This window comes from Micromonospora yasonensis, from assembly GCF_026013475.1.
GTDB classification, from domain to species: domain Bacteria; phylum Actinomycetota; class Actinomycetes; order Mycobacteriales; family Micromonosporaceae; genus Micromonospora; species Micromonospora yasonensis.
In genome coordinates this window covers 1-610 of record NZ_JAPDPH010000474.1, presented here as the reverse complement: position 1 = coordinate 610, position 610 = coordinate 1, and the positions used below count along the sequence as shown (strand labels likewise).

The 610-nt window shown below is 67.5% G+C and carries 1 protein-coding gene; it reads left to right on the top strand.

Annotation, left to right across the window (positions count from 1 at the left end):
• On the top strand, window positions 1-610 hold a 610-nt coding region (locus ONA70_RS36415; protein ID WP_265011012.1), incomplete at both ends, for a hypothetical protein.

The window sequence follows — 610 nt, the reverse complement described above, 5'->3', positions numbered from 1 at the left end:
GCGCAGGCCATCACCGGCCACTTCACCTGCACCGGCCTACAGGACATCCTCGTCTACTACCCCACCGGCACCTACGCCGGCGGCGGCAGCATCCTGGGCGCCAACGGCGACGGCAGCGTCATCAAGCCCGTACCCGGATTGAACCAGTTCAACCTCATGGCCGACCTGCTCCGCGACAGCGACGGCAACCTACCCCTGCAACTGGCCAACGCCGGCGACACCCGCCGCCTCGGCAACACCTGCCCGGACCTCATCGGCACCAGCGGCGACGCCACCAACGGCTACCACCTCACCTACTACCAGAACGGCGCGACACCCGCCCTCTTCTTCAACCCCACCATCCTGAGCACCCCCACCCCCACCGGCGGCAACGACTGGGACCAGTGGACCATCACCACCGCCCAACTCGCCGCCGGCACCGCCATGTTCCTGTGGAACAAGACCACCGGCGCCCTACACCTGTGGACCGACCTCACCCTCAACGAAAGCACCGGGGAACTGACCAAGACCTCCTACAACCTCGGCCCGTGGAACACCGGCAAGAACCTCTCCCTGCGCGCCGCCGACATCGACAGCAACGGCACCGCAGACCTCTGGACCACCGGCGCCG